The organism is uncultured Porphyromonas sp., from assembly GCF_934359325.1.
In the GTDB taxonomy this organism is placed as follows: domain Bacteria; phylum Bacteroidota; class Bacteroidia; order Bacteroidales; family Porphyromonadaceae; genus Porphyromonas_A.
The window spans coordinates 1-5,461 of record NZ_CAKRLH010000105.1; the positions used below are offsets into that span (position 1 = coordinate 1).

Sequence of the window (5,461 nt, forward strand, 5' to 3'; positions counted from 1 at the left end):
AATGGTCTCCAGCCCGCTGCCACGATCCTCGTCGCCACTGCCAAGTCCCTCAAGCTCCACGGCGGAGTCAAGGACGCCGACCTCAGCACGGAGAATGTGGAGGCGCTGAAGAAGGGCTTCTCCAATCTCGACCAGCACGTGGAGAACATGCGGAAGTTTGGACAGAGCGTCGTCATCTGCATCAACCGCTTCCCCACCGATACCGAGGCTGAGCTTGAGGCGATCCGCCTCCACTGCGAGGAGCTCGGCGTACCCTTTGCCGTCAATAACGCCTTCTCCGAGGGCGGTAAGGGAGCCACTGAGCTGGCACAGGTAGTCGTCGACACCATCGACGACCACCCCTCTGAGCCCATCACCTTCGGCTACGACCTCGACAGCCCGGTCAAGGAGAAGATCGAGTCCCTCACCCGCGAGATCTACCGTGCTGACCGCGTAGTCTACGACAAGAAGGCCATCAAGGCACTCAAGATGATCGACGAGCTGGGCTACGACAAGTTCCCCATCTGCATCGCCAAGACGCAGTACTCCTTCTCCGACGACGCCTCGCTCCTCGGCGCTCCGAGAGACTTCGAGATGCACGTCAATGACATCGTCGTCACCACCGGCGCAGAGATGATCGTGGTCATCATGGGCAGCATCATGCGTATGCCGGGACTCCCCAAGGTCCCCAATGCCGAGAAGATCGACATCGTCAATGGTGAAATCGACGGACTGAGCTGATAGACCCTGCTCCTCAGACTATCAGAGGGGGCTGTGCCGGAGTATCGGCGCAGCCCCCTCTTCATCCCGACCGGATCTCCACACGAGGTCAGGTCACAAAAAAAGGCGTGAGGATGGGCAGGTCACCCATCCTCACGCCGATAGACTCGATATCTCTTACTTGCGCATGCCCATCTCCCTGTCGAAGATGGCGACGGCGCCCTCGCCGATGAGATCGAGGCGGTCGAGATTGTGCTGTGCGTTCTCCTCTTCCTCCTCCTGCTCTACGACAAACTTCTCGAAGAAGATGCGTACGCCGTAGTCGTGGTCCTCGGTGGCCATCTTGACGATCTCCTCGATCGACTTGGTGATGGACTGCTCGTGGCGGAGCGACTGGGTGAGGATCTCGCGGAGGGTGCCGAAAGAATTGGGTACCTCAGCGATCGGCTTCAGCTCGGGGCGCACGCCACGCCCCTCGAGGTAGGAGATCATCGCCTCGGCGTGTCCCATCTCCTCGCGAGACTGTAGGGTGAGCCACTTGGTCACGCCATCGAGGGCGCGCTCTGCGGTGTCCAGGGACATAGAGCGGTAGAGGTAAGCGGAGTAGAGCTCCTTATTGATCTGCTCGTTGATAGCGGCGATCAGTCGTTCAGTCATCTTCATAGTGTACTGTATTATCTAAGTGATTAGTGATTACTTATGGTTGCCGGTCTCGTCATCCACCTCCTCATAGTCGACGTAGTGTCCACCGCCGAGGTCGTGCTGCGCCTCCCGGAGGATGTCGGCACTGCTCTTACGGGCATGCTGCTCACGGGCAGCCTGCTCCTGAGCCTCCTCTTCCTGACGGCGGTACTCACGCTTGACCTCTCGGTGGACCGCTCCGATGCGCGCTATCTGGCGGATCAGGGGCCATAGGGAGTATAGGATCACCCCCAGGATGAGGAGAAGGATTATGGTAAGTGGTGACATATCCTATTGCAATTTTACTCTAACAAAGGTACCAAAAAAGCTACCCATCTACATAAGTGCAAAAAACGAGCCTCCTCGGACCTATTTGTCCAAGAAGGCTCGCTCAGATGTAAGGTATGTCAGTCAGCTATCAGAAGAGGAGCTTGACTCCGAGGAGCATGCCCCAGGTGGAGCTGAGACCGAGGTCGTCATTCCAGACATTGGCCTTCTTGCTGAAGTCCTCGATGCTATTCTCTGTCAGGACAAAGCCCTTCTGAGCACCGGACTTAGCATTGGCTTTCTGCATCTCCACCGGCAGGATATTGCCGTAGCTGCTGGAGAGGGCGGCAGTCTTGTAGACACCCCAGTTGGAATTGAGCATATTGCCTACGTTGATGAAGTCAAGGCTCACCTGAAGGGTGTAGCGACGGTCGGTGCCAAAGTCGGAGTAGAACTCCTGCATCAGCTTCAGGTCAAATCGATTGAGCCAAGGCTGGAGAGCTCCGAAGCGCTCTGCAAAGTTGCCCTTACGCTTGGAGAGGTAGGGATTGCCGTCCACATACTTCATGAAGGCCTCGTACTGATCGGCGGCAGAGATGAAGATCTCTTTCTTAGCGCGCTTATCGTACCCCTTCTTGTCCACAAAAGAGAATTTCGGGTCACTCGTACCGGTCGGCACGTAGAGCAGATCGCCGGAGGCGTAGTCACCATTGATATCGTTACCATAGATATAGCTGTAGCGACCTGTCGAGGAGCCGCTGTAGTAGAGGCTGATCGTGGTGGCCATATGCTTCAGGTACTCGATACGGTAGGAGAGACTACCGACAACACGGTGAGGGATGGCGAACTGAGAGTAACTCAGCTCGGGATCATTCATATCGCCGTAGGTGTGGTTGCTCGTCCAAGCAGAGTTGGCGGAGGAGCCTGGATTATTGGTCTGGTCCTTAGCAAAGGAGTAGGTGTAAGCGACCATCGCATCGAGACCCTTGACTGCGCGATTGCGAAGCTGGACGGTGAAAGAGCCCTGATAGCCCTTATTGGTATTACCGAGGACGATGGCGTTATTGACGCTGGAGACCATCCGATTCTTGCTGTACAGAGGTCTGCCGTCAGCCATCTTACCATCAGGCTCGGGGAGATTGACATTTCGCTGAAGGAGTGCCTGTACATCCTTACTGTAGAGTGCCTCGAGGGTAAGAGTCGTATTTCCGGGCAGAGCAAAGTCGGCAGCGATATTAGAGCGCCAGATCTGAGGCATGCGGAAGTCCTTGGCGACCATAGCAACTGCGCCACGGTATTCGCCATCACTCTTCAGCTGATCCGGAAAGATATTGGGATACTTCTTCTGCTGATCACGGAAGTTGGGCTCAAAGCGTAGGTCATCGGGGATGTCAGCAGCCCCAAATCCCATCTCAGGACTCTGGACAGTACCTGAGGAGGTGGGCTGATTGGTGAACCACACGAAAGGCATCAGACCACTGAAGAGACCGGTACCACCACGCAGCTGAATGGAGCGGTCACCGAGGATATCCCAATTGAACCCAACCCGAGGATTAACCTGAAGCTGGCTCTTGGGCCATGTAGAGATATCCAGCTTTGTCCCATAGCGCATCTCGGGGAGCTTATCCACGAGCGGATTATTCTCAAGCTTATTGAGGTAGAAGGGCACCTCGAAGCGCAGACCGGGAGTGAGCTTGAAGCGAGGGGTCACTGTCCACTCATCCTGGAAGTAGAAAGCGAGAAGCCCAAAATTCATCTGGACTCCCTTTGGATCCTCCCCATTGTAGCCGTAGGTAACTCCGAAGCCGATCGGCTTGCGATTCTCCATAAAGTCCTCCATGCTGGCATAGCGGTAGTAGGAGGTCCCCTCACGGATATAGCTGTTATTGACGTAGATATTATCGTATCGGAAGCCACCGAGGAGGGTGTGTGCACCTAAGGTGTAGGTAAAGTCATCCGACACCGAGAGAGTGTTATTGATCACCTGGTTGTGGAAGGAGAAAAGCTCCGTACCAAAAGACATATAGTAGCCGCCATCCTTGAGGATATCGACGAAGGGGAAGTCTGCAGAGGGGCTCTTGCGCTGAGGATCCTTCGTAGCCGTGTAGGTGACCATCAGCTTATTGGTCATGTTATTCCCAAAGCGGCTATTAAGCTCACCGGCAAATCCGTGGATCTCATTAAGATTCTGGTACCAGGAGTTGGGGAAAGCGATCGCATTCTCCGAGAGACGTCCCGGCTGAAGCCGCGCATTATTACCGGGCCCGGAGTTCCAGTTGGTAGTGTTCCAGCTGTTATTATTGAGGTAATTGTAGCGGAGGGAGAGGTGGTGATCATCGTTGATGTTCCAGTCGATCTTCGCCAGGATCTTGTAGTTCTTCTGATCCATATTGGGGAAGTTGCGGACATCACCGGTGTCGTAGTTGTACTTCTCCTTGAGGAACTTGCTCATCGCCTCAAGGTCGGAATAGCTGGTGCGGGAGATGTTGTTCTTCTTATCTGCGACACCATTCTCACTCGGGAGGAAGCCGGTGTAGGGGCGAGCGTCATTCTCGTACTCTGCACTGGCGAAGAAGAAGAGCTTATCCTTGACGATCGGACCACCGATGGTGAAGCCGTAGGTCTGCTCATTCTTATTATCGAGCTTGGACATATCGACGTCACCGATCTTGGTGCCGGTCATCCCCTTACCACGCTGGTAGGTGTAGGCGGATCCGGTGAAGATGTTGGTACCGGACTTGGTGATAGCGTTGACGGAAGCACCAGTGAAGTTGGAGAGACGGATGTCGAAGGGGGCGATATTCACCGACACCTCCTCGATAGCATCGAGGGAGATCGGCTGTGCCGTACCACCGGGCATCATGTTGCTTGAGAGACCGAAGTTATTGCGGAAGGCTCCACCATCGATGGTGACGTTATTCATACGACCATCACGACCGGCGAAGGAGCCGCCGTTGGCCTGCGGAGTGAGGCGGGTGAAGTCGCTGAGGCTTCGGGTGATGGTCGGGAGCTGCTTCAGTTGCTCAGGCGAGACAGAGGTGAGGGCACCGGTGCGCTGGCTATTGAAGACTGGGTTCTTGCTCTCGGCAGTCACGGTGACGCCCTCAAGCAGCTCGGAGTCCTCACTCATACGGACGTCGAGGACGAAGGTCTGACCGAGCTGGAGAGTGATCCCCTCGGTGATGTGGTCCCGGTAGCCGATAAAGGTCACCTTGACTGTGTAGGGACCACCGACACGCATGTTATTGATGAAGAAACGACCCTCAGCGTCCGTCAGGGCGTTGTAGGTCGTGCCGGAGGGCGTGTGGGTCACGCGGACGGTGGCAGCGGCCAGCGTCTCATGGTCATCGCTCACCGTGCCTCGCATAGAGGAGGTGGTGACCTGTGCCAGAGAGGTCAGCGACATCATCGACAGGAGGCCGATGAGCAGCACCGTCAGGATTGTGTAGTGCTTCTGCATGATGAATGAATTTATTTGAATTGTACTGTATTCAAGTTTTGCGCAATATTACCTCTATTATTTGAGAAAAGATAACAACCCGGGACCCTTCACCAATACTTCATCTCATCTTAACCACATCGTCACCGGGTAGACTATAATCGAGTAGACCGGGATACGATAGTTATCAGACCTGCTTTTCATTCCCTCTCACACCTCTTTGATGTAGGACATGCCCGACATACTAATCAAGCCTCCCCGGACCTTTTGTCCGGGGAGGCTCGTCTTTTGTGCCCGGAACCGGGATCGAACCGGTACGGATGTTACTCCATTGGTGTTTGAGACCAACGCGTCTACCAATTCCGCCACCCGGGC

4 protein-coding genes and 1 tRNA gene are annotated in these 5,461 nt (G+C 55.1%); 1 reads left to right on the forward strand and 4 read right to left on the reverse strand.

The features are described 5' to 3' along the window. Positions 1-720: formate--tetrahydrofolate ligase (locus Q0F21_RS04965; RefSeq protein WP_297237956.1), on the forward strand; the 720-nt coding region annotated here is incomplete at its 5' end. A 156-nt stretch (positions 721-876) separates the two neighbouring features. Here Q0F21_RS04965 and Q0F21_RS04970 read toward each other — a convergent pair. The 4 genes from Q0F21_RS04970 to Q0F21_RS04985 all read right to left on the reverse strand — a co-directional run bounded on the left by Q0F21_RS04970 (position 877) and on the right by Q0F21_RS04985 (position 5,461). After that, positions 877-1,362 carry a ferritin gene (locus Q0F21_RS04970; RefSeq protein ID WP_297237958.1) on the reverse strand — a complete coding sequence of 162 codons (486 nt, stop codon included), beginning with the start codon at positions 1,360-1,362 and terminating at the stop codon, positions 877-879. Between the two features lie 30 nt (positions 1,363-1,392). After that, on the reverse strand, positions 1,393-1,668 hold the full coding sequence (locus Q0F21_RS04975; RefSeq protein ID WP_297237960.1) for a hypothetical protein: 276 nt from the start codon (positions 1,666-1,668) through the stop codon (positions 1,393-1,395). 130 nt (positions 1,669-1,798) lie between these two features. Beyond that, entirely contained in the window at positions 1,799-5,107 is a 3,309-nt protein-coding gene (locus Q0F21_RS04980; RefSeq protein WP_297237962.1) for a carboxypeptidase regulatory-like domain-containing protein, read from the reverse strand. A 270-nt stretch (positions 5,108-5,377) separates the two neighbouring features. After that, positions 5,378-5,461: transfer RNA gene (locus Q0F21_RS04985), tRNA-Leu, on the reverse strand.